Source organism: Paraprevotella clara YIT 11840 (genome assembly GCF_000233955.1).
In the GTDB taxonomy this organism is placed as follows: domain Bacteria; phylum Bacteroidota; class Bacteroidia; order Bacteroidales; family Bacteroidaceae; genus Paraprevotella; species Paraprevotella clara.
On the sequence record NZ_JH376582.1, the window covers coordinates 1 to 19735 of the forward strand.

Here is a 19735-nt window from a genome sequence, read left to right on the forward strand (position 1 = left end):
CCTGCCACATTAATCCTCCTTGCTCCTATTGTACCACACAAACTTCATATTGCCCAAAGTGTGGCTGGAGTGCATCAGAAGAAGAATACGAATATCATCTGAATAGGAAACAAGCCCCGTTTGTGTATAAGCATAAAACAGATGAAGAACGCTTTAATGAACTTAAAGATGGTGAATTTGGCTATATCTATGTAGCAAGTGGTAGCAGCATTATTTGCAGAATAAGAGGAAAGCATCCTAACATGAAGCCAAAAGAAATTTATGAGAAACTTCATTTACGTGAAAACCCTGAAATGCCAAGAATGAAAAAATTTACCGATACGGAATTTGAACTTACCTATTTCAACGATTAATATGTACAAGTTACGTGATTATCAACAGCAAGCCAGTGATGCAGCAGTCAGTTTCTTTGCCAACAAAGCGAAGAAGAACAATGCCATCATGGTACTGCCAACAGGGGCGGGTAAATCAATAGTAATTGCGGATATAGCACATAGACTAAATGACTATGTGCTTATTTTTTGTCCATCACGTGAAATACTCGAGCAAAATTTCAAGAAACTCTGCTCATATGGTATTCTTGATTGCAGTATCTATTCAGCTTCTTTCAACTCAAAGGAAATAAGCCGGATAACATTTGCTACCATCGGTTCTGTGAAGGCTCATCCTGAACTCTTTACCCACTTTAAGAACATCATCGTGGACGAATGCCATCTTGTTAATCACAAAGAGGGAATGTACAAGGATTTCTTTGATGCAGTGAAGTGTAAGGTTCTTGGCTTGACGGCGACTCCTTATAGATTGTCTTCCTCACGTGATTTCGGCTCTATGTTAAAGTTCATCACCCGTACACGTCCATGTATCTTTTCGGAAGTCATTTATCAGGTACAGATTTCTACTTTGCTCGATATGGGCTATCTGGCGAAACTGGACTACTACGCCATGAATCCTATCGGATGGAACGAACTCAACCTGAAAGTGAACACCACCGGCGCCGACTATACCGATAAATCGGTAATCAGAGAATATGAACGGATAGATTTTTACGGTTATCTTGTCCATATTGTCCAAAGGCTTATGAATCCGAAGAGTGGAGTAAGGCGCAAAGGTATATTGGTATTCACCCGTTTCCTGAAAGAGGCCGAACGGCTCACATGGAGTATTCCGGGCACGGCCATCGTTTCTGGCGAAACACCGAAAAAAGAACGTGAAAGGGTTCTCGAAGCGTTCAAGGCCGGCGAAATACCTGTCGTGGCCAATGTGGGCGTATTGACCACCGGATTTGACTATCCAGAACTTGATACAATTGTTATGGCACGCCCCACAATGTCTTTGGCACTGTGGTATCAGATAGTCGGACGCGCCATCCGTCCCCATCCAAGTAAGAAAGCAGGTTGGATTGTTGATTTATGCGGAAACATTAAGCGTTTCGGGGAAGTCAAGGATTTGCGCCTTGTGGACGGCGGCAACGGAAAGTGGGCAGTATATTCCGGTTACAGGCAATTAACCAATGTGAGATTTTAAATCAACTAAAACAATGGCACAAAAAACAAAAAAGTCTTTTGTCTTTAATATTGCATGGCAAGAGGTGTTGATGGGTTATCCATCGGAGGTCAGACTTGAGGTGTACGATGCAATCATAGAATATGTAGCATCGGGGACAATCTCGGAGCTGAAACCGTTGGCTAAGATGGCATTCTCATTTATTAAGAAGGAAGTAGATAAAAATAAGTTGAAAGAACCCCCAAGTGGCGAAAATCATTGGAATTGGAAAGGAGGTATTACGGATGATAATCATAAGCAAAGAGAGTCAAGTGAATACAAACATTGGCGAAAAAATGTGTTCAGAAGAGACAATTATACATGCAGGCACTGCGGTAAATATGGCGGGAAGTTGAATGCACATCATGTCAAGCCTTTTTCTACATATCCAGATTTAAGATTTAATGTAAACAATGGTGTAACCCTTTGCAGGGAATGCCATATCCAATTACATAAACTTGAAAGAGGGTGGATTAAATATTATGAGAAATAGTTTTGTTTTTTACGGTAGCTGGTGGGAGGCAATCAAGAATCTGCCGAGAGATGTTCAGGGAGACGTGCTCACAGCCATAATAGAGTATGGCTTAACAGGAGAAACTACTGGACAACTGAAGCCGATAGCGAAAGCCATGCTGGCTATGGCAAAGACACAAATAGATGTCAACAACCAACGGTTTGAGAATGGAAAAAAGGGAGGCAGGCCGAACCAAGTGGAAACCAAAGAGAAACCAAAAGGTAACCAAACCGGAACCAAAGTCGAACCTAATGTAAATGATAATGTAAATGATAATAATCCCCCCATAAGCCCCCCTAAAGGTGGGCAGGATTTAAATCCGGATGAAGATACACTTTCGGAAAGGGAGGCGGAATTGAATGCGCGAGAACAGGAATTACTAAAGCGAGAGGCGGCATTAAAGGCCAAAGAGGGCACAAAGCTACCGGACATAAGTTTTGTGTCGGATGATTTCAAGGACATATTTGAGACATGGCTAAAATACAAGCAGGAAAAACGTGAAAGCTACAAATCGAAAAAGTCCTTGCAAGCATGCTATAAAAAACTTCTCACGTTAAGTGGAAACGACCCTGATACAGCCCGTAATGTGGTTGAGCAGTCAATGGCCAACAACTGGTCAGGCTTATTTGGATTAACAGGAAACAATCATGGAACAGCAAATCGGAGCAATTATACAAGCAAGCAAGAAGCAAACGCCTACGCTCTTGAACGTTTGCAACAACATAAGCTTGACCTCGAAGCGGGCTTGGCTGACCAAGTGGAAAGGCCGTTCTGAGATAGTGGACGCATTTTCTCCGATGCAATGGGGATATGCCGCCGGTAATCCAGAAAAGGCGTATATGGCAGATTGTCCCACACTATTGCAGCTTGACGCGCTTTATGGGGGAGGTACTTCCGCCTATTGGGTAGACACACAGGTGTCCGCCCTGTTCGGCTCTTCCAGCAGCCGTGAAAAGGGCGTTGTGGACGGTATAGGCATATTCTGCCAGTCGTTTTCATCGCAAATATCCGGATTCAAGCTGTCCGAAGTCATGCTGTTCTTCGCACGCTACAAGGCAGGCCGGTACGATAACTCATACGGCGCATTTGATTCCCGGCGTATAGGTAACGCTTTCTTCAAGGAGTTTGTTCCTGAACGCAACAAGGAGCTTGATTTAATCAACCGCAACAAGCTTGCTGAAGAAATCGAGCGCAGGAGATTTGTCCCGCCGAAAGGGCATACAAGCTTATCATTAGTGCAAGAACTTCGCCGACGTGCCGCCGATGGCGACAAAGAAGCCCTCAGACAACTCACTCCACCATGAAACTGACTATTTACTGGGTAACGAAAGACGAATCCATACGCGCCCGCATCAGGAAGCGTTTCGGCACCCCTTGGGGCATGACCGTCAACAAGGAAACGAAGGTCGAAATACGGGATGAGGATATGGAATTGCTCCGCGAGGTGGAACGGAGGGGATTCATACAAATCAGATTTAAAAAATCGTTTTAACATGAACTATTCAGAAAACCAATGGACACCTGCGGAACTGGAGTTCCTTCAGGCGCATTACGGTACCATGCCGGTACGCGAGATTTCCGTATTGCTGTCCAAGCACACTTTGCACGGGATATACCAAAAGGCAAGCTCGATCGGTCTTAAACGCCGTACTCTCCCGCCAAAGAAAAGGAATCCAGCCAACCGGAAACCGGAGAAGGCCGTCAAGCGGGATGAAACGTTGCACGAACCACGGGAGAAAGAAAAGCCCAGTTACTATGGCCCCTATGACCCGTCATGCCATTGCAACGAATGCGTGCATTATTCCGCAGGGGAGTACAAATGCCGCTGTTGGCACGTGAAAGGCCGCCACGGGGATTACAAGGAAGTCCGCCCGAAGGATGCCTCATGCCGTTATTTCATCCCCCTCACCGCATCCACGTCAAGCGGTGAAAGCTATTAGCCCAAGCATCCGCTTATTATCCAAAATCCCCAAAAAACATTATTTTGACATGCAACAAGGAACAGACAACTTAAATACACTGACCAACATCGTGTACGTACTGACCGATGTATTGGAAACCAACCTCATGGATATGCAGGAAGCATTCAAGAAGCAAGGTTGCGCCCTGCGTCACGATGTGAAGCGGAATTATAACACCGCCATTCATGCCATCAGGTGCATAAAACGGGATATTGCCCATTTGGAATCTTCAACCCAGGAAAATTTCGGGCATGATGCCGACATTACGAATGCACTCCTTCTTACGCTGATAGACAGGTGCGGTGACGATGATGAGCTTGCATTCAGATTCTACAACTACATCAAGTCCTTTCCCTCTAAACTTGGGCTTAGGCTTGAAGTGGACGATGCTTTTGATTTTTTAGACGAAAAACAGAAATAGTGATGGAAAAGAAAAAGCAATATAAAGCCATCATCAATCTGATTAAGATTAAGTTTGGAATCGATGGATAGGCACTTGACACACGGCAGCTTGTTCCGCAAGTAGCCTATGAGATATTTAAAGCAATAGAATTGTCCTGGGCGAAGTGAGACTGAAAAACGGCAATGTATATAAACAAAAAGAACTGTTTGATTTATGAATATAGGTTTATTGGCTGTAGATAGCAATTATCCGAATCTTGCTCTTATGAAGATAAGTGCATGGCACAAAAAGCAAGGTGATAGGGTGGAATGGTATAACCCGTTCGAACACTATGATAAATTGTATATGGCGAAAGTATTTTCATTTACGGAAGATTACCATCAATACATAAACAATGCGGATTGCATAGAGAAAGGTGGAACAGGATATGATATACAGAAGTTTCTTCCGGAACAAATCGACCGGATGCAACCTGATTACAGCTTATACCCCTCCATAGACCATAAAACAGCCTACGGTTTTCTTACACGTGGTTGCCCCAATAAATGCAAATGGTGTGTCGTACCCAAAAAAGAGGGAAACATACGGCCTTATATGGACATCGAGGAAATAGCCATAGAAGGGCGAAAAAATATTATTCTCATGGACAATAATATACTTGCTTCCGATTACGGATTAAGTCAGATAGAAAAGATTATCCGTTTGAATTTACATGTAGATTTTAATCAAGGATTAGACGCACGATTAGTTACGGATGATATTGCAAAACTATTAGCTAAGGTCAAATGGATAAAATGTATAAGATTCGGCTGCGATACACCGAAGCAGATAATTGAATGTGAACGCGCTACGGCTTTAATAGAAAAGTACGGTTACAAGGGTGAATATTTCTTTTATTGCATTCTTCTTGACGATTTTAAAGAATCATTTAATCGGGTGAATTATTGGAGAAATAAAGGACGTAGGTACCTACCACACGCCCAACCGTATAGAGATTTAAACAACCCACGGCAGATCCTCCCTCAATGGCAAAAGGATTTAGCAGGATGGGTAGATAAAAAGTGGATATTTAGAACTTGCGAGTTTAAAGACTTTGAGCCACGAAAAGGATTCAAGTGCAAAGAGTATTTCAAATAAAGTGATATGAAAAGGGAAGATATTGAAAAAGCGGCGGCAATATATACCGCCCAATCAGAGGACAGCGATTATGCAGAAGTTAGAGACGTTAAACAGGCTTTTGTCAGTGGTGCCAACTGGCGTATAAAATCTGTATGGCACGACGCAAGCGAACGACCCAAAGACAGGAACGCCCAATGTCTCGTAGAGGTAAAATCAGGAGGTAGTAGTTTTTTTCTCCTCAGTCAATTTTATCACAGCGGCGGATTCTCATTTATGTACGGAATAAATAAAATACAACCGAAACGTTGGGCATACATTGAAGATTTGTTACCAAACAAGGAAATAAAAAGTATTGAAAATGAAAAAGATAATGTTTAATGACAAATACGGCTTGACACAAGCTGTATTGGAAGGAAGAAAAACGCAGACAAGAAGAATTATATCTAAGGAATTTTTCTCATTAGTTTGGGATGAGAGGGAAGATACTTTAGTGTACGAAAACAGCGATGGGGATTTTATTGATATACGAAAATCCAAGTATTGCCATTATAAGGAGGGGAAAATCGTTGCCATTGCACGAAGCTATAAAGACATGTCTTATGGAGCTTTATGGGACGATTGTCTTGAGTTTGAAGGTGTTGAACCAACAAAACTTGCAGGTTGGAACAACAAGATGTTTGTCAGGGCAGATTATATGCTTCACCGCATCCGCATCAACAAAGTAAGAATACAGCGGTTGCAGGAAATATCTGATAATGATTGCATCAAAGAGGGTATATTTGAGGATTCAGGAGATGATAAATTTCCACCGTCCATATTCTATGATTTTGAAGGAAATAAAGATGATGGATTTGATACACCCCGTGAAGCCTACGCTGCTTTGATAGACAAGATAAGCGGCAAAGGCACATGGGAAAGCAATCCTTATGTGTGGGTATATGAGTTTGAATTAGTAAAATGGATATGAAAGCAAGAATAAAATCAAACGGGCATATAGTGAATGTCAACGAAACGGGAGAACGCGTGATTAGTAAAAACGGTATCGAACGAGTATATATAAGCGATGATTGCAGTGGAATTTACTATTCCCAGTCGGAACTTGAATTTTTACAAACCAAGAACGAAGACACCATCGACTGGAATCAAGTCCGCATACAGGAGGCCATAGCGGAAACGCAAGCATTCTGTAATGATAAAACCTTGTCTTGCGAAAAAACATCGAAAATGCCAGTCAGTCAATCCGACGCTTTGGTGGCAGAACTAAAAAAGAAAGGAGGACAGGAATGAAACGGGAAATCAGATTCAGAGGAAAAAGAATCGAAAACGGCGAATGGGTATTCGGTGACTTAATCCACTTCGGAAATGGGTGTATAATATATCATGGTTCACAAGAGAATTATGAAATAACCAACAGGACAGATGTAGCCATCGAATATCTTGACGATGAAATTTCAGTTGTCAATCCCGATACCGTCGGGCAGTTCACAGGATTGTACGACAAGAACGGAAAAGAGATTTACGAGGGGGATATAGTCAAAACCAAAGAGTATGGAATTGATATTCCTAATGGAGTTTTTTGTACCAATGTCGCCGGATACGATACATTTCAAATAAAATGGAACAATGGAGGATTCCACCTGTCAAATGACAAAAGGAATTTTCGCCTATGCGGAGGTTCACATCTTGAATTTATCAGCAACATCCACGACAACCCCGAACTACTGGAAGGAGGAAGCGATGAAGAATAACCAATTATTGAACAATTACTACGATTCCTGCAACGCCCTGCTCGAAGCCTTCTGCAAAAAGCACGGCTTCGACTATGAGGATGCGAAGAAAGGTTGGGTCGCCGGATGCGTGGGCGAAATAGTGTGCTGTGGCGACTATCACTTCAACATGGACGTTATAGTCACCGACTTGAAAGAAAACGCCCCAGAAGGGGAACTGCTGAAATGGTATGACTATAACACAGAATGTTCCTTCTTCGGAATAAACGGTTGTAACTACCATTCATGGCTCAAAGGTTGTCCTAAATTGTCAGAAAATGAAATTGAAGAAATCAGGCAATATCAAAAGATTGTGGAAGACGCCAAAAAGCAATTGGATGAATGTATAACCAAATACAAGGAAGGAGGGTTTTAAAAATGGAAATATCAGATTTACTCAAAGACAAAAGTAGTGTATTGAGATATATCCTGCAAACAATCACTTCAAGCCAAAAGAATGCCGCCGGACTGAGGGGCATGAAACAAAGAGGGTTCAGCAATGAAGGCATGCTTGAAAAAGTAATCGAAGTGACTGCCATCCAGTCCGAACAGATTCAATCATTGGCTTTAATCGCTTTGGTGGGACTGCAAAGCCGTGACTTCGATTCGCAAGTTGCCGAGATGATGAACAAGATGGGACGAGGTGAAGAAGCATTGCGTATTATGGTGGATAAAAAGCTGAAAGGAGAATAAATATGAAATGTAAAAAATGTGGGACAGAAAACCCATCCTTGAAAAAGTGTTGTACTAATTGCGGTGCTTATCTGGAAGGATGGACAGTCAATAACGTCACCAGAGAAGTTGGGTACAGAGGCGGGGATGGACTTTTCTATGAATCGGAAGAGGATTATCTAACAAAAGTAGAGCAACTTAAAAATAATCAGCCTATGATACCCTACAAAACCAGCCGGGACTACTCCCGGCTTAAACAACTCCTTAATGAAGGAAATGAAATCGTATGCTTCTCTTTGAAAAGCAAAGAATGTGCGCTCGCGAAAAAGCAAACATTCTGTGACGGTCAGAACTTCGGCTACAACTTTGGGTGTTTCCACATCTTCGACCATGATTTAGAGGAAGCTACATTCGAGCAACTTTGTGAACTCTACGATGTCGAATTTATTGAACCGGACAAATAAAGGAATATATGAAACTTGAAAGAAATGAATACCTCTGGTACAAAGCCAGTCTTGCAGCCCTTGGTAACGAATATCTTACCAAAAATTGGGAAGTGAAACTCTATGCTACCTCACTCTACAATGCAATGCTGTGGGGACGGGAGACAAATGGAAAATAAAAAAGGGAGCCAGCCCGCACGACCAAGCAGGCCCCCAACGATTATTTAGGTACAAATATACGGATTTCTAATTAAATAATCGTGTCATGGAACTGGATTTTGATAAAATCAAACGCATTAGGAAAATCAGAAGCGTAAAATCGGATTTGTCCAAAGAAGAAAACATCTTAATAAAACCGATACTATCAGACAAGAAGCTTATTCCCCTAATTTATAAAACGTTCACCAATATCATTTGCAAAAAGTCCGATGAAGGTATAAGTACAGTAATGCAACGTAAAAAGTTCATCTTCATTATATTATATCTTTACTCTCCATCCTCTTTGGCAGGCGATAAGATGGCTTCCGGGTTGCGTAACGAGTTATCCAAAGTGTTAGGCATTCAGGCTAAAAGCACAATTTCTAATAATTGTGCGAATTTGGTCTTCCTTTATCAGAACTATATGGACTTCCGTAATGATGTGGAGTTCATCTACAATAAGATTCTGTCATGGCTGAAAATTTATGGATTGATAAAATGAACAATAGTATTGGTCCTCATAAATTCCAATACAGTACCGACAGCAACCGGCAATAATCCATATACGGAATATTGTCGGTTCTGTCAATCAGCTCATCAATGTATTCCCTTCCTCGCATCACGTTCAAGTTTTCTTCGCATCCCCCGGCTCACACCATGACGGGCAGCAATGTCATTCAATATTCTCTTCTCATCCGCAGAAAGCATACTATATACTTCCTCCCGGCTCTTGCCGCTGAACACAGCTTTCAATACCTTCATTACTTCCATTCGCTCCATATATACTTATCATCTTCTTACCAGTTCCTTCCGGCAATGTTCACAAAGGAATTTCTTCGCCACCGGAAACATTTTCTGGCCCACATACCCGCTAAGGTACTGCGCCTCCTCCCCAAACGGGTCAATCCCGAACGCCTGTGAGATATGCCGGCACAAATGCCCCTTCTCATGGTCCCATGAGTTCTGGAACTGCTCAGGGGTAGACGTAAGCGAAATCACCATCAACGTCTCTCGCCCGTAAAAGTCAGAATACGTAAGCCCCGTGTCCGGATTACCCTCAGAAAGGCTCCGGGCAGCCCTTTCAAGCTGTTCACCCCGGCATCCTATCCTTTTCAACTCATGAAGAATCTCATACTTCCAGTACGTCGTCACGGCATAGTAAACCCTAACCTTCCAGTCATATTCCGGTATGTAGAAATCCTGCACTATCATAACATATCCGACCACATAATCGGTGTACCGCTTCCGATGCAATCCGCGTAAAACCTCGTGAAAGGCAACCCCTCATATCCGTCCGGATCATCAATATAATCCTTGACGAACAACGCAAGATGTGATTCGTCGGCAATCGAGCTCTTGTAATAATCCGCCTTCGCCATGTTGGCCACGTACACGCAGTCGTATCCGGCATCCTTCTCCAACTTGATACCGTATTTCTTCAAAAGCTCCTCGACTTCATCCTTCTTCATTGCCTCCAGCTTACGTGTCTTACCTGTAGATGCGGCAGATGAAGAATCATCCGACACCCTCATTTTCGATACGGCCCACTCGCACATCTTTTTTGAGAAATGCCACCCGTACTGTGAAAGATACTCTTTCATTCCCGACGGAAGCCTGTCGTATGTATCCAATCTTTGTCCCATAACCCATTTATGATTTAGTGAAAGAGGGGCATTCCACCCCTCCCATGTTAATAAAACTCCCCGTTGGCACGTCTGCGCCGACGTTCGCCCATCTCATCCATTCGAGGATACTCCGGAAAGTAGCCCGGCATACGGCGTTCCCCCATGTCGGAATAACTTCCTCCACCGTTGTAACCGCCTTCACCACGGAACCCCATTCCTCCGTGCATCTCTCTCATGGCCTTTTCATAACCATGCCGGCAACCTTCCCTGTAAGCCTCCTCCAGTTCACTGCCGCCTCTCATTCCGAAGCCGCGTCCGTAATCGTCACGCCCCTCTTCCAAAATACTCCACATTCCCATAATTACTTCTTGGTTTTAGATGTTTCAGCATTCAGGCCAAGCTGCTCCATAAGCTGCCGGTTCAACGCCATAAGGTCGGACATGTTCTTGCTCATGTCGGCCATCTGGCTTTTCAAGCTTGAAATCTCCTGTTCCTGCCTTTGTTTCTCCGCAAATTCAGGGTTGAGCATGGTCAGCATCTCATCGCATGCGGTTATCACATTAAGATGGTAATCCCGGCTGTTGACAATCTCGCTGCTCTTCTGTTTTATCATCGAGATTTCATTGTTCATCGCATCCCGCGAACATGAGACCACGATATTCCCGTTCTGTCCGAAGTCCGCGATGTCACCGCCTGCCGGAAGGTTCTGGAACGTCGTATTCTGCCCGTTGATACTGGCCACCACGTCCACCACCATTTCTATCTGCGGTGACGGGAAAGGCTGTGTCATGGGATATTTGGGTTTGGGAGCCGACACGCTCACCACCGAACCTATCTCCACATAATGCTTAGCTTCCTTATGAAGGATGAATAACTGATTGTTTGCCCTTAAATTCTGAAACATGATTGTTGTTTTTTAAATAGGGACACCGCAACCTGCGATGCCCCGGTTAATTACTTGTTCACTCCAGCCGGAGCCGTTCTCACGTTTGCCTGTGCCGCCGTGGCGGTCGTTGGCCTGTATCCTCCATTGACAAGGAACAACTCATTCGTGTACTTGTTATAATGGATTTCATAAATGCCCGTTCCCGCAAGGTTGGCCACCGTCACCGGCTCATTGTTATAAGCCATAAGCGGACGGGTATCACCGTTTGTCCCTATCAGTATGGGGAGCGTGCCCGTCGTACCGGCCGGTATCGCCTGACGGAGGTTGATGTAGAACCCGCCCACATAGTCCCTGTTACGGAACGCATGGTTGGGAAGCTCCAGCGTCACATTCTCCGTGCCCACCGTGACCGCCACCGTCGGGAGGGTGTTGAAATTCACCCTGCCCAGTGACGGGAACGGAAAGGGAAGTCCTGTAAAAAAGTTAGGCCACATAGCTACCTCCTTTCTTACCGGAATTAACCCCAGTAGTTGTTACCACATCCATAACCGCTGCGGCCATAAGCCACATCTCCGGCGTATGCACCGAAAGCTGCCGCACGGAAAGTTTCCGGGTTATATACCTGCAACTGCGGGTACGGTACCGCTACTGTGGGAGGCATCTTACACTTGATACCATCCACATCCCCCTGCAAAGCCTGCAAGCCTGCCGCCAAAGGCGCAATCTGCTGTCCTACGGCATTCAGGATGGTAGCGTTCTGGTTACGTTGCGAAATCTCACCCTTCAATGTGGCAATCTCCGCATCCTTGGCTGCCAAAGCCTCTTGCTGACGACGCGCCTCTGCCGCATCCATTTTGGCGACAAGCGTATTAAAACCGTCACGGTAAGCATCAGCCAAAGAGCGAGTGTTACCCTCCATAGTACGGGTGAGCGTATTCATGCTTTCGCAATTTGCCAAACGGTTCTCATATCCCTGACGTTCAATAGCTGTCTGCGTCTTGCAGCAGCAGTCGGCAATCTGAGTGAGAATGGCTTGGTTTCCGCTCTGGAAGGCGTTGATGATTTGCTGCGTGGACATGCCCACCTGGTTCCCTACACCCTGAATCAAGCCTTGGATGTTGCACAAAGCCGTCTGCAACTGTTGTGTAGAACAGTTCAAAGAAGAAGCGAGCTGGTTAATGGCATTGCCGTTACCCTGAATGGCACTCATCAGGTATTCACGACCCACATCACCGTTCAATTCAGCCGGTAATCCTCCTCCGTTACGTCCTCCGAAACCGAATCCGTTACCGCCCCAGCAGAACCAAAGCAGGATAATCCAGATAAACCACCATGAGCCTCCCCATTGGTCCTGGTTGTTGCGTCCCTGAGAAAGGAGCGCCATCAAGTTAGGATCCACTCCCTTGCCGCCCATCAGGTTAGGAAGCATGGCCATGATGTCAAACTTGTTGCCCCCACCGCTCGAAGGCTCCTGATTAAAAACATAAGTTCTCTCCATAATGTATTTTTAATTAATAGTTACAAGGTCAGGCATATCCTGACCCTGCAAAACTACAAATACATTATGTCACTCAAAATCAATTCTTTCCCAACTCATTCCCGATTCTTTCCCGATATATTCCCATCATTTTCCCACACCTCACACGCGAAGAAAAATTAGACAGCATATAGTTTACCGCCCGTTTCGTCTTGCCGACCAATGATGCAATTTGGGAAGGGTAGAAGCCCTCCTTAAAAAGGAAATACACAAGCAAGTAACGCGCATCGACGACCTCCGCCTCCTTGCTTCCCGACAATATGACTTTGGGTGCGATTTCCGTTTCCCTGCTGACAACCTGAATAATCTCATTAAAAATATCTGCCTTACACATACAATATTCAATTTTTATTCATACCTTTGTCAAACCACATGACAAGGCGTTTATATACAACAATAGCTCGCGATGAAGACATAAAGCCCTCAACGCGCGAGCTATTTTCGCGTCTTGTCATGTGGTAATGCAAGGAACGTTGGGGGCTTTTTTTCATTCTCCCGTCCCCGAAGGAGCAAACGTTACTTTTTCAGCCTGTACACAAACCTTCCGAATCCGATAAGGATACAAACAACCACAGCCAGAAGCGCAAATCCTCCGTAATGCAGCTTGGTTTCCTCCCACCACGAAAGCTTACGTTCTGCTACCTTTTCCAACGACAAACCTTCCACCTTTTCCATCAACGAATCAATCCGGTGTGAAAGCCTCAGATAGTCTGCCATGGTTTTCTCTTCCAGTTCCGTAATCTCCCGGTCTCGCCGGTCAATGCTCGTGTGGCTCTCACGTTCCTTATACTGCTTCCCGCAAGAATCCGGTTCCGACCATACCACAGTCCGCTTCTCCACCTTCAAGTCCGAAAAACGCTCCATCGTATGCCGGACGACACGTGACAACTCCATACGCAGACTGTCCACGGTATCCTCAAAAGAAGAACTGTGTCCCGTATAATCTGCCGTACGTTCCGTTTCCAAATGCTTTGAACCGGCACATCCGCATATGGCAAACAATAACAGGCCGACCACGAGCCAGAACACCGGCACCATCAGCCAAGGCCAGAACACTTTAAAAAATCTATTCATTCCTACTTCTTTTTGTGGCAACGAAAAAGCGGCAACCCCGACTTGTTTATGTGGGATTGCCGCTTTATTACCAATTATACAATTAATTATTCAAAGGTAGAAAACCATTATTATCAAGAGACTTAAGAACAGACCTAAGCAAATAATTACTACCAAAAGAGATAACATATTTTCTTGCTCGTTCCGAAATGGGAATTAACATTCTTTTATCAATAAGCGAACGTATGATCCTGGATATTTCTGATGAAGTCTTCGTGATATAAAGCTCTTTTATATCTGATGCTTGTATTTCTTGTGTCTTTTTAGACACAGTTAATTTCAAAATGGAATGTTCCACATCTGTGATATATTTATTCGATAATGCATCCGATAAAGATGGAATAAGTATCTTATCCCGCAGATAAGAATAATCCACAATATGGTCTATTTTCTCAATTTCAACCTTAAGCCCATTCAAGACATATTCACTCCAAGCAATCAGACCCTCGTTAGTATATTTATCAGCCAAAGACAAATAATTATAGTATTTGCTTCTATCAGAACAAAATACAGCAGTCGGATTTATAATTCGTTGCTTACTCTTAAAGACATTCTTCAACAATAGTGCATAAGTAAACAATCGTACGACACGGCCATTTCCATTTTCAAATGGATGTATCCACACAAAACGATGATGTGCTATACATATTTTTATTAAGTCAAATTTAGGTTTGGTTGTCTCATTGATAAAATCAACAAGTTCTTGCATCAGAGGTAGTACCTGCAAAAAGTCAGGAGGTGTATGGAGAGACCCACTTATCCGGACATTGCATTTCCTAAATTCACCTTTTGTACAACAACCTTCCTTGCTTTCACTAAGGGAATCGACAACCAAAGAATGAAGTTCTCTTATAAAATACAATGTAATTGGAGTGTCATCAATAACACTTTCAATAAAAGAAGTTGCTTTTTCAATATTTAATATTTCTAAAATCTGTTCATTTGACCTATTCCTATTTTCGTCATTAATTTTTGTACTCTCCACATAATCCATGATGGTTGTATTGTTTCCTTCTATACGAGAAGAACCAATACTTTCAAGCATATGGAAAACGTTTTTGATTTGCATAAAAACCAAAGGATGTGTGGTACCTTCAAGAACTTTGTATCTTAATTTTTCCAATTCAAGAACCAAATCTGTTATAGGCATATCAAATCCTATCTCAGGCATAATTATCTTTTGTTCCATCATTTGCACATTATCATTATAACATTTGCAATATTATTATTTTATTATATTGTATTACAACATCTTGCAAAGATACAAAACTACTACGCATTTGCAATGCAATTAATTGTTAATTTGCAAAAAACTGCAATCCCACCAAGTCAAAGACCGCTTCCCCGTCACCGGGTTAATAATCATTCATTTCACATCGCCAATGCCCGCGCCAGCATCCAGACCCCCACGGCCAACACGAGGAAAACCAACCAAGGCGGCAAACCCTTCCCGTCGTCTCCCCCGCCGTCGTCAAGCATCGGCCAGTATTCATCACTCGTTCCCATTGCTATGCGATATTAAAGAACCTGTCAGCCTCCCATTTCCTACGCTTCACCAGCCCCTCCAGCTTCCGCTTCTTCCCGGCCACCGTCGCATACACCCACTTCATGAACTCCGCACGCACCTCCGCATCAGGCGCGCAAGCCCGTATTTTCTTCAAAAGTGTGGAACCGGCCAACGCATCGCACCCAAGGTTATACGCGAAATCCACCAACGCGTCAAACTTGTTCTGCCTCTCCGTCACGCCCAGTTTGTCCACGAATGCCTCATATTCCGCCAAGTCACGCCTGAGCTGCCGTTCCGCCTCGCCCTCCGTCATCTTGTCGCCACGCTTTACGCCCGCCGTATGTCCGTAGCCTATCGTCCACACCCCCGCCGGGCAACGGTAAGCCGTGCCCCGGAATCCCTCGAAACGCTTTATCGCCTCGATCAATGAATTACTTGCTTTCATATCTCCACTTTTTTGTTTAACTTTGCTTCTGCCTCCCGCGAGGGACGCTTATGTAATTAATATGTTTTCATAAAGTATTAAGATTAAGGTTAATGTGTAGGGAGGCGGCGGCCTCCCTTTTTTCATGCCCCGCTTCCCTTTAGTGCTTCTATTTCCTCCTTTAATGCCGAAACCTCCAACAGCAAACCGGAGATTACTTCCTGCACGGATTGGGCTGTGAAACCATCGTTGATTCCGTCATATCCGCCGACACCTTCGATGTACACGTCACCGTTCTTCATCACCTCCATGGCGTTCTTCTGTTTTGCCGTCCCCCAATCGTTGAAATACTGCGTCCCGTTGCCGATGGAAAACAACGTCTGCTTGTCCGCAGAATCCCCTTTGTGCGATTTGTTGGACATCCCCAACGCCGTCTCGGCGAAGTTCCGCGCCACCGTTTGCCAACACAATGCCACGGAACAACCACCCGTGGACACGCAACGGTCGCCAAGGGCAACGCACCCGTCAGCACTTTCCGCGCCCGCCACGCACTCTTCCCCGGCGATGCCGAGAAATGTGGAAGTGCCTGCCGAAAGGCACAACGAACCGTTTTCCGCATAGGCTTTGAACGAGGCGGAATAATCATTGAAATCCGTGTATGGGTTCAAGCTCTCCGAGAACGTCACGGTCCCCCCTTCCGCATCCACGGACACCACTTCGGCCACGTATTCTTTTTTCGTCTCATCCGATTCGCTTGTCTTGTCTTCACTTACTGCGACCTTTCCGGCATGGAAAAATTGTTCCGGACAGTTCTTCATCATCCAGTATCCCACTGAAGCATTCGACACAACCTTATAAGTGGTACTGTTTTTAACTCCTGTCAGGTGAAGGGCAACGTCTTGAGTTGAAATGGCCAAAGCCCCGTCTTTCACTATGGAGCGGTCGAATATGTTCCCCACCTGGAACCCGGTACCTAAAAAAGTAGTTCCCACTTTTTCGTAGGCTTCATTGACGCACAGGTATCTTCCCACGGTACTCCGCCACTCAGTCCACTTCCCGTTTGTATATTGTCTTGTGAGGGAAAAGGGGAGTATCCTCGAATCCGAATTCTGGGAGTAATACGTCTGTATATACCCGCAATTATCCTCATCCACATACCTCACGCACATTGATTCCAAAACGAAGCCTCCCTTTGCCGGTATATTCGATATGTTTTCCGCTGTGGAGGCGTTCTTGTTCAGGTATCTTACGGTGAGTTTCGGCACGATAAGGTCATCGGCATCCACCGTCTGCCCGGAAATTTCCTTATACTCGATGGCACCACCGTCTTTCATGTTGTCAAAGGTTTCCTTGTCCTCCTTCGACATTAATCCATCCTTTTCCGCAGAGGCAGGATTTGAGATTTCCGCAATCTTGTCGTTCAACGCCTTCCCCTGAGCAGCCGACAAGGCTTTTGAAGCTTCATCCGTAGTTAGGTTGTCCACCACATCCTCCTTCGCCAACTTCTCATCCTGCAATTTCTTACCCATGGATGCCGATAATGCCTCAGATGCTGATGTAGATGTCAGGGTATTGTTTACTGATGGGATGGAATTTATAGGGTCTTCTATGCCATCAACCCTGAAACTGGAACTGCTCCCAGAAAGCACACTAATATGTACAGTTAAAATGTTACTGCTATATGCAGAACAATAAGTGATTGATATAATATTGGGGGCAGCATACCGGACTGAACACGGACATAAATTTTTATCCGTGGACTCTGTATCAACACTAACAAAATTTAATCCTTTAGATATTAAAGATTCAAGGTCTTGTGGACTGTCTATGTTTAATGCTTTCTTAACATCATCCGAAGAAGATGACGTGCTTAATCTTTGTAGGTTCTTAAATACATGTACCCCGTACTTCTTCCCGTTGAACAGCACACTGTTCTCATCTTCGCTGAACCAGATTCCGTCAACCTTGGCCTTGTCCTCCTTGCTCATCAGCCCGTCATTGCTGGCAGATGCCAAAGAAAGTCGGACTGTGCCGTTATCAAATACGCCCGTCCACTTCGTCAGATCTTGTGGATCATACTTCATGCGGAACCCCCTGAACTGTATTTCCATATTGTTGTTAGACTCCAGGAAATACAGCATAAAATAGTAATTGCTTGCCGAATATATACGGTAACATGTCACGGGGCTGAAATTCTCATTCGTGTCGTCCTGAACCCCGATGAAAGGTGCTTTCAGGTTACCGTCGTTATAGTTCTCCAACATTTGGGGTAGGGTACAAAACCATTCGCCACTGTTGGCCTTCTCCAGCATCGTGGAATCGTCCGAGGTTTCATTATATTTGGGATACCTCAATATGACCGGCTTACCGGCATCGCTTTCAAAGGTGATATCTCCAATTCCGGTCAACTTTTCCCCGTTGATGGTCTTCAAGCCGTCCTCTTTTACCAAGCCCTCGCCCACATACTCTTTCAACCTTTCCATGAGCACATGCCCGTTCTGCACACCCTCCTGAAACGGGATACCCTCTTTCCCCGTCAGCTCCGTGCGCTCCGTAGTCTGTAATATCGTTTTTCCTTCTACTGCCATAACTACTTATGTTTTAATTGTTTCTTAACTGTCCTTCTCGTCACCTCTGCCATCATTACGGGACTTCCGTCAGCCCAAAGCCAAGCCTTCCCTTGCTCCAAGAGCAAGGCATTGTCGACAAGCTCATACGAATCCCCGCACTCCGTGATACCGGAAGAATTGACGCGGGCTGTACCCAGCCCCGTCATATTCAACCGTGAAAAGTTCATCCTCTCCATCATTCCGCCTCCCTGATAGTGCCCTTCGTCACCTCCGTCATGCTCTCAATCCTGATGTGCATCGGATAAACGCCATGGCCGAAACACCAGTCTATGAACTGGCCGGGATTGTACAAGCCCGCCGGGAGCGGGCACGACACGAACATGCCATCGTCCGAACTGCGCTGCAAAATATAAAAACCGCCGCCCGCCTTCCTTTCCAGATGAAGCGCATAGTCCGCGTTCACCGTCTCTTCCGCCACATACCTGTCACCCTGAAGGGTGAAATTCAAATTCCTAAGTGCCATCTTATTTTTCCTCCTTCTTTACTGTATTATTCTCATTCTCCCTTTGAAACAGAAGCTCTGCCGCCATCTTGGCTATCTCATCCTTGTTGTCAATGATTACTCTCATCGTCTTCTCCGCCTTCCGAAGCTCCTCCTTCTGCCATGATTTCTCCCTTACGGACACAAACTCACAGAAAATGCAGTAAGCCGTCCACAACATCGAGAACACCGGAATGGGAATCACCACGCAACAAAGGATGTCGATAAAACACAACGTCAGGAAAGGCGTGAAATACTTCTTAGCCTTCGTGGCCGTCTTCTTATATCCCGTAGAAGTCCGTGCCTCACCGCGTTGTTTGGCCTTTTGTACCCCCGAGACCAAATCCACGGCCATTGCACCTATCGTGGCCGCCACGCATAACGCTATGAGTATGATGTGGTTCATCATGTGGTTTTCAATAAAATCAATAATAGCTTTCTCCATTACAATACATTTTTCTAATTAATGCCAAAGCCCCCCCCGGTCCACAAGACAAGACCCCGGCAAACGGGTAAGGCAGGCACCGCCGCCTTATACCCGTTGTTTCAATAGTCAGGCAGAAGCGTCTTCTTTTATCTGCTTCACTATCTGGATGGCATCCGATATGTACTTCGGAAGTTCCTCACTCTCCGGGAAGTTCGACATCGTGTAATAACCGTTCTCATAATAGATGCCGCCCAACGGGGTTTCCTGCACGCCCTTCTGCATGCCTTCCTCCATAGGGAACTCCACTTCCTCCACTTTGTTCACCGAGGCGTTCACGCGTTTCAGTTCCTTGCCGTCCGTCTCATACTCGATGTAGTACTTGGCATTTGCCGTTGTGGTCTCTCCGTTGTAAATCACCCTCGTGCTGTTTGTCTTAATCTCCATAACCTTTTGTTTTTAAATTAATGAATAATGTTATTTGAATTTC

The 19735-nt window shown here is 44.8% G+C and carries 35 protein-coding genes; 18 read left to right on the top strand and 17 right to left on the bottom strand.

Annotation, left to right across the window (positions count from 1 at the left end):
* From HMPREF9441_RS18295 to HMPREF9441_RS02350, 18 genes are all read left to right on the top strand, one after another.
* Positions 1-353, top strand: a 353-nt coding sequence (locus HMPREF9441_RS18295; RefSeq protein WP_216593505.1) for a hypothetical protein, incomplete at its 5' end; no start/stop codon positions are given.
* A 1-nt stretch (position 354) separates the two neighbouring features.
* Positions 355-1524 carry a DEAD/DEAH box helicase gene (locus HMPREF9441_RS02275; RefSeq protein ID WP_008617513.1) on the top strand — a complete coding sequence of 390 codons (1170 nt, stop codon included), beginning with the start codon at positions 355-357 and terminating at the stop codon, positions 1522-1524.
* Between the two features lie 13 nt (positions 1525-1537).
* Positions 1538-2035: a DUF6291 domain-containing protein gene (locus tag HMPREF9441_RS02280; protein ID WP_008617515.1), complete on the top strand. Its 498-nt coding sequence runs from the start codon at positions 1538-1540 to the stop codon at positions 2033-2035.
* Entirely contained in the window at positions 2025-2831 is an 807-nt protein-coding gene (locus HMPREF9441_RS02285; protein WP_008617518.1) for a DUF6291 domain-containing protein, read from the top strand. Before HMPREF9441_RS02280 ends, HMPREF9441_RS02285 begins: the two co-directional genes overlap by 11 nt.
* 64 nt (positions 2832-2895) lie before the next feature.
* On the top strand, positions 2896-3360 hold the full coding sequence (locus HMPREF9441_RS02290; RefSeq protein ID WP_244949578.1) for a DUF6633 family protein: 465 nt from the start codon (positions 2896-2898) through the stop codon (positions 3358-3360).
* Positions 3357-3548 (top strand): hypothetical protein, encoded by a 192-nt coding sequence (locus tag HMPREF9441_RS02295; RefSeq protein WP_008617521.1) that lies wholly within the window; start codon positions 3357-3359, stop codon positions 3546-3548. The genes HMPREF9441_RS02290 and HMPREF9441_RS02295 overlap by 4 nt, the downstream gene beginning before the upstream one ends.
* 1 nt (position 3549) lies before the next feature.
* Positions 3550-3996, top strand: coding sequence for a hypothetical protein (locus HMPREF9441_RS02300; protein WP_008617522.1), 447 nt, complete (start codon positions 3550-3552; stop codon positions 3994-3996).
* Positions 3997-4045: 49 nt separating this feature from the next.
* Positions 4046-4438, top strand: coding sequence for a hypothetical protein (locus tag HMPREF9441_RS02305; protein WP_008617523.1), 393 nt, complete (start codon positions 4046-4048; stop codon positions 4436-4438).
* A gap of 195 nt (positions 4439-4633) precedes the next feature.
* The gene (locus HMPREF9441_RS02310) at positions 4634-5557 is read left to right on the top strand and encodes a radical SAM protein (protein ID WP_008617524.1); all 924 of its coding nucleotides are present in this window, start codon (positions 4634-4636) and stop codon (positions 5555-5557) included.
* Between the two features lie 6 nt (positions 5558-5563).
* The gene (locus HMPREF9441_RS02315) at positions 5564-5917 is read left to right on the top strand and encodes a hypothetical protein (RefSeq protein WP_008617525.1); all 354 of its coding nucleotides are present in this window, start codon (positions 5564-5566) and stop codon (positions 5915-5917) included.
* Positions 5898-6506: a hypothetical protein gene (locus HMPREF9441_RS02320; protein ID WP_008617526.1), complete on the top strand. Its 609-nt coding sequence runs from the start codon at positions 5898-5900 to the stop codon at positions 6504-6506. The genes HMPREF9441_RS02315 and HMPREF9441_RS02320 overlap by 20 nt, the downstream gene beginning before the upstream one ends.
* Positions 6503-6826 (top strand): hypothetical protein, encoded by a 324-nt coding sequence (locus tag HMPREF9441_RS02325; protein WP_244949579.1) that lies wholly within the window; start codon positions 6503-6505, stop codon positions 6824-6826. Before HMPREF9441_RS02320 ends, HMPREF9441_RS02325 begins: the two co-directional genes overlap by 4 nt.
* Positions 6823-7287 carry a YopX family protein gene (locus tag HMPREF9441_RS02330; protein ID WP_008617528.1) on the top strand — a complete coding sequence of 155 codons (465 nt, stop codon included), beginning with the start codon at positions 6823-6825 and terminating at the stop codon, positions 7285-7287. Before HMPREF9441_RS02325 ends, HMPREF9441_RS02330 begins: the two co-directional genes overlap by 4 nt.
* A complete protein-coding gene (locus tag HMPREF9441_RS02335; RefSeq protein WP_008617530.1) occupies positions 7277-7681 on the top strand; it encodes a hypothetical protein in 405 nt (134 codons plus the stop codon). Before HMPREF9441_RS02330 ends, HMPREF9441_RS02335 begins: the two co-directional genes overlap by 11 nt.
* A gap of 2 nt (positions 7682-7683) precedes the next feature.
* On the top strand, positions 7684-7998 hold the full coding sequence (locus HMPREF9441_RS02340; protein WP_008617532.1) for a hypothetical protein: 315 nt from the start codon (positions 7684-7686) through the stop codon (positions 7996-7998).
* A 194-nt stretch (positions 7999-8192) separates the two neighbouring features.
* Positions 8193-8441: a hypothetical protein gene (locus HMPREF9441_RS19000; protein WP_244949580.1), complete on the top strand. Its 249-nt coding sequence runs from the start codon at positions 8193-8195 to the stop codon at positions 8439-8441.
* Positions 8442-8449: 8 nt separating this feature from the next.
* A complete protein-coding gene (locus HMPREF9441_RS18545; RefSeq protein ID WP_008617536.1) occupies positions 8450-8599 on the top strand; it encodes a hypothetical protein in 150 nt (49 codons plus the stop codon).
* Positions 8600-8685: 86 nt separating this feature from the next.
* Positions 8686-9120: a hypothetical protein gene (locus tag HMPREF9441_RS02350; protein ID WP_008617537.1), complete on the top strand. Its 435-nt coding sequence runs from the start codon at positions 8686-8688 to the stop codon at positions 9118-9120.
* A 95-nt stretch (positions 9121-9215) separates the two neighbouring features.
* On the opposite strand, the gene HMPREF9441_RS02355 is transcribed toward HMPREF9441_RS02350, so the two are convergent.
* The 17 genes from HMPREF9441_RS02355 to HMPREF9441_RS02430 all read right to left on the bottom strand — a co-directional run bounded on the left by HMPREF9441_RS02355 (position 9216) and on the right by HMPREF9441_RS02430 (position 19692).
* A complete protein-coding gene (locus tag HMPREF9441_RS02355) occupies positions 9216-9389 on the bottom strand; it encodes a hypothetical protein (RefSeq protein ID WP_244949581.1) in 174 nt (57 codons plus the stop codon).
* An 18-nt stretch (positions 9390-9407) separates the two neighbouring features.
* On the bottom strand, positions 9408-9830 hold the full coding sequence (locus tag HMPREF9441_RS02360; RefSeq protein WP_008617541.1) for a hypothetical protein: 423 nt from the start codon (positions 9828-9830) through the stop codon (positions 9408-9410).
* A complete protein-coding gene (locus HMPREF9441_RS02365; protein WP_008617542.1) occupies positions 9827-10261 on the bottom strand; it encodes a DUF7841 family protein in 435 nt (144 codons plus the stop codon). Before HMPREF9441_RS02365 ends, HMPREF9441_RS02360 begins: the two co-directional genes overlap by 4 nt.
* A gap of 47 nt (positions 10262-10308) precedes the next feature.
* Positions 10309-10602, bottom strand: coding sequence for a hypothetical protein (locus HMPREF9441_RS02370; RefSeq protein ID WP_008617545.1), 294 nt, complete (start codon positions 10600-10602; stop codon positions 10309-10311).
* Between the two features lie 2 nt (positions 10603-10604).
* Entirely contained in the window at positions 10605-11147 is a 543-nt protein-coding gene (locus tag HMPREF9441_RS02375) for a hypothetical protein (RefSeq protein ID WP_008617547.1), read from the bottom strand.
* A gap of 50 nt (positions 11148-11197) precedes the next feature.
* Positions 11198-11623: a hypothetical protein gene (locus HMPREF9441_RS02380; protein ID WP_008617549.1), complete on the bottom strand. Its 426-nt coding sequence runs from the start codon at positions 11621-11623 to the stop codon at positions 11198-11200.
* 23 nt (positions 11624-11646) lie between these two features.
* Complete coding sequence (locus tag HMPREF9441_RS02385) at positions 11647-12627, bottom strand: hypothetical protein (protein WP_008617550.1); 981 nt, start codon at positions 12625-12627, stop codon at positions 11647-11649.
* A gap of 79 nt (positions 12628-12706) precedes the next feature.
* A complete protein-coding gene (locus HMPREF9441_RS02390; protein ID WP_008617551.1) occupies positions 12707-13000 on the bottom strand; it encodes a hypothetical protein in 294 nt (97 codons plus the stop codon).
* A 182-nt stretch (positions 13001-13182) separates the two neighbouring features.
* Complete coding sequence (locus HMPREF9441_RS02395) at positions 13183-13740, bottom strand: hypothetical protein (RefSeq protein ID WP_008617552.1); 558 nt, start codon at positions 13738-13740, stop codon at positions 13183-13185.
* Between the two features lie 82 nt (positions 13741-13822).
* Positions 13823-14971: a Fic family protein gene (locus HMPREF9441_RS02400; RefSeq protein ID WP_008617553.1), complete on the bottom strand. Its 1149-nt coding sequence runs from the start codon at positions 14969-14971 to the stop codon at positions 13823-13825.
* Between the two features lie 179 nt (positions 14972-15150).
* Complete coding sequence (locus HMPREF9441_RS19160; RefSeq protein ID WP_008617554.1) at positions 15151-15285, bottom strand: hypothetical protein; 135 nt, start codon at positions 15283-15285, stop codon at positions 15151-15153.
* Positions 15286-15287: 2 nt separating this feature from the next.
* Positions 15288-15731 (bottom strand): lysozyme, encoded by a 444-nt coding sequence (locus HMPREF9441_RS02405; protein WP_008617558.1) that lies wholly within the window; start codon positions 15729-15731, stop codon positions 15288-15290.
* Between the two features lie 122 nt (positions 15732-15853).
* The gene (locus tag HMPREF9441_RS02410) at positions 15854-18298 is read right to left on the bottom strand and encodes a pyocin knob domain-containing protein (RefSeq protein ID WP_008617560.1); all 2445 of its coding nucleotides are present in this window, start codon (positions 18296-18298) and stop codon (positions 15854-15856) included.
* A gap of 2 nt (positions 18299-18300) precedes the next feature.
* Positions 18301-18519: a hypothetical protein gene (locus HMPREF9441_RS02415; RefSeq protein WP_008617562.1), complete on the bottom strand. Its 219-nt coding sequence runs from the start codon at positions 18517-18519 to the stop codon at positions 18301-18303.
* Positions 18516-18803 carry a hypothetical protein gene (locus tag HMPREF9441_RS02420; RefSeq protein WP_008617564.1) on the bottom strand — a complete coding sequence of 96 codons (288 nt, stop codon included), beginning with the start codon at positions 18801-18803 and terminating at the stop codon, positions 18516-18518. Before HMPREF9441_RS02420 ends, HMPREF9441_RS02415 begins: the two co-directional genes overlap by 4 nt.
* 1 nt (position 18804) lies before the next feature.
* The gene (locus HMPREF9441_RS02425; protein WP_008617565.1) at positions 18805-19266 is read right to left on the bottom strand and encodes a hypothetical protein; all 462 of its coding nucleotides are present in this window, start codon (positions 19264-19266) and stop codon (positions 18805-18807) included.
* A gap of 108 nt (positions 19267-19374) precedes the next feature.
* Positions 19375-19692 carry a hypothetical protein gene (locus HMPREF9441_RS02430; RefSeq protein ID WP_008617567.1) on the bottom strand — a complete coding sequence of 106 codons (318 nt, stop codon included), beginning with the start codon at positions 19690-19692 and terminating at the stop codon, positions 19375-19377.
* Positions 19693-19735 lie beyond the last annotated feature (43 nt).

Excerpts from the sequence above, each read along its gene's own strand:
- HMPREF9441_RS02275 (WP_008617513.1), top strand. The coding sequence starts at position 355 with ATGTACAAGTTACGTGATTATCAACAGCAAGCCAGTGATGCAGCAGTC.
- HMPREF9441_RS02280 (WP_008617515.1), top strand. The coding sequence starts at position 1,538 with ATGGCACAAAAAACAAAAAAGTCTTTTGTCTTTAATATTGCATGGCAA.
- HMPREF9441_RS02285 (WP_008617518.1), top strand. The coding sequence starts at position 2,025 with ATGAGAAATAGTTTTGTTTTTTACGGTAGCTGGTGGGAGGCAATCAAG.
- HMPREF9441_RS02290 (WP_244949578.1), top strand. The coding sequence starts at position 2,896 with ATGGCAGATTGTCCCACACTATTGCAGCTTGACGCGCTTTATGGGGGA.
- HMPREF9441_RS02295 (WP_008617521.1), top strand. The coding sequence starts at position 3,357 with ATGAAACTGACTATTTACTGGGTAACGAAAGACGAATCCATACGCGCC.
- HMPREF9441_RS02300 (WP_008617522.1), top strand. The coding sequence starts at position 3,550 with ATGAACTATTCAGAAAACCAATGGACACCTGCGGAACTGGAGTTCCTT.
- HMPREF9441_RS02305 (WP_008617523.1), top strand. The coding sequence starts at position 4,046 with ATGCAACAAGGAACAGACAACTTAAATACACTGACCAACATCGTGTAC.
- HMPREF9441_RS02310 (WP_008617524.1), top strand. The coding sequence starts at position 4,634 with ATGAATATAGGTTTATTGGCTGTAGATAGCAATTATCCGAATCTTGCT.
- HMPREF9441_RS02315 (WP_008617525.1), top strand. The coding sequence starts at position 5,564 with ATGAAAAGGGAAGATATTGAAAAAGCGGCGGCAATATATACCGCCCAA.
- HMPREF9441_RS02320 (WP_008617526.1), top strand. The coding sequence starts at position 5,898 with ATGAAAAAGATAATGTTTAATGACAAATACGGCTTGACACAAGCTGTA.
- HMPREF9441_RS02325 (WP_244949579.1), top strand. The coding sequence starts at position 6,503 with ATGAAAGCAAGAATAAAATCAAACGGGCATATAGTGAATGTCAACGAA.
- HMPREF9441_RS02330 (WP_008617528.1), top strand. The coding sequence starts at position 6,823 with ATGAAACGGGAAATCAGATTCAGAGGAAAAAGAATCGAAAACGGCGAA.
- HMPREF9441_RS02335 (WP_008617530.1), top strand. The coding sequence starts at position 7,277 with ATGAAGAATAACCAATTATTGAACAATTACTACGATTCCTGCAACGCC.
- HMPREF9441_RS02340 (WP_008617532.1), top strand. The coding sequence starts at position 7,684 with ATGGAAATATCAGATTTACTCAAAGACAAAAGTAGTGTATTGAGATAT.
- HMPREF9441_RS19000 (WP_244949580.1), top strand. The coding sequence starts at position 8,193 with ATGATACCCTACAAAACCAGCCGGGACTACTCCCGGCTTAAACAACTC.
- HMPREF9441_RS18545 (WP_008617536.1), top strand. The coding sequence starts at position 8,450 with ATGAAACTTGAAAGAAATGAATACCTCTGGTACAAAGCCAGTCTTGCA.
- HMPREF9441_RS02350 (WP_008617537.1), top strand. The coding sequence starts at position 8,686 with ATGGAACTGGATTTTGATAAAATCAAACGCATTAGGAAAATCAGAAGC.
- HMPREF9441_RS02355 (WP_244949581.1), bottom strand. The coding sequence starts at position 9,389 with ATGGAAGTAATGAAGGTATTGAAAGCTGTGTTCAGCGGCAAGAGCCGG.
- HMPREF9441_RS02360 (WP_008617541.1), bottom strand. The coding sequence starts at position 9,830 with ATGATAGTGCAGGATTTCTACATACCGGAATATGACTGGAAGGTTAGG.
- HMPREF9441_RS02365 (WP_008617542.1), bottom strand. The coding sequence starts at position 10,261 with ATGGGACAAAGATTGGATACATACGACAGGCTTCCGTCGGGAATGAAA.
- HMPREF9441_RS02370 (WP_008617545.1), bottom strand. The coding sequence starts at position 10,602 with ATGGGAATGTGGAGTATTTTGGAAGAGGGGCGTGACGATTACGGACGC.
- HMPREF9441_RS02375 (WP_008617547.1), bottom strand. The coding sequence starts at position 11,147 with ATGTTTCAGAATTTAAGGGCAAACAATCAGTTATTCATCCTTCATAAG.
- HMPREF9441_RS02380 (WP_008617549.1), bottom strand. The coding sequence starts at position 11,623 with ATGTGGCCTAACTTTTTTACAGGACTTCCCTTTCCGTTCCCGTCACTG.
- HMPREF9441_RS02385 (WP_008617550.1), bottom strand. The coding sequence starts at position 12,627 with ATGGAGAGAACTTATGTTTTTAATCAGGAGCCTTCGAGCGGTGGGGGC.
- HMPREF9441_RS02390 (WP_008617551.1), bottom strand. The coding sequence starts at position 13,000 with ATGTGTAAGGCAGATATTTTTAATGAGATTATTCAGGTTGTCAGCAGG.
- HMPREF9441_RS02395 (WP_008617552.1), bottom strand. The coding sequence starts at position 13,740 with ATGAATAGATTTTTTAAAGTGTTCTGGCCTTGGCTGATGGTGCCGGTG.
- HMPREF9441_RS02400 (WP_008617553.1), bottom strand. The coding sequence starts at position 14,971 with ATGATGGAACAAAAGATAATTATGCCTGAGATAGGATTTGATATGCCT.
- HMPREF9441_RS19160 (WP_008617554.1), bottom strand. The coding sequence starts at position 15,285 with ATGGGAACGAGTGATGAATACTGGCCGATGCTTGACGACGGCGGGGGA.
- HMPREF9441_RS02405 (WP_008617558.1), bottom strand. The coding sequence starts at position 15,731 with ATGAAAGCAAGTAATTCATTGATCGAGGCGATAAAGCGTTTCGAGGGA.
- HMPREF9441_RS02410 (WP_008617560.1), bottom strand. The coding sequence starts at position 18,298 with ATGGCAGTAGAAGGAAAAACGATATTACAGACTACGGAGCGCACGGAG.
- HMPREF9441_RS02415 (WP_008617562.1), bottom strand. The coding sequence starts at position 18,519 with ATGATGGAGAGGATGAACTTTTCACGGTTGAATATGACGGGGCTGGGT.
- HMPREF9441_RS02420 (WP_008617564.1), bottom strand. The coding sequence starts at position 18,803 with ATGGCACTTAGGAATTTGAATTTCACCCTTCAGGGTGACAGGTATGTG.
- HMPREF9441_RS02425 (WP_008617565.1), bottom strand. The coding sequence starts at position 19,266 with ATGGAGAAAGCTATTATTGATTTTATTGAAAACCACATGATGAACCAC.
- HMPREF9441_RS02430 (WP_008617567.1), bottom strand. The coding sequence starts at position 19,692 with ATGGAGATTAAGACAAACAGCACGAGGGTGATTTACAACGGAGAGACC.